Annotated in this window: 1 protein-coding gene; it reads left to right on the top strand. The window is 33.6% G+C overall.

Translation table 11 applies throughout. The features are described 5' to 3' along the window. Positions 1-232: hypothetical protein (locus Q4528_RS16400; protein ID WP_303522856.1), on the top strand; the 232-nt coding region annotated here is incomplete at both ends.

Below are 232 nucleotides of genomic sequence, written 5' to 3'. Positions count from 1 at the left end.
CTGCAACCGAATGGCAATTTGCGAAATTAAAAATAGGTTATCCTGATTTTACAAATGATGATTTTAACGGAAAAGACGAAGTAAACTTACAACAACAATATCAAAGTCCTTTGATTAGGGTTACATCTGAAAAGTCAATAGTAAGCGAGTATCATGCAAGTATGTATGAAATCACATTTGAGGTCGCTAATTTAGTCGGTAAAGTGCAAGCTGATAATGATAGTGATAACAC

Origin of the sequence: Staphylococcus pasteuri (assembly GCF_030547725.1) — a bacterium.
Taxonomy (GTDB): Bacteria; Bacillota; Bacilli; order Staphylococcales; family Staphylococcaceae; genus Staphylococcus; species Staphylococcus pasteuri.
This window is presented reverse-complemented; position numbering and strand designations above follow the sequence as displayed.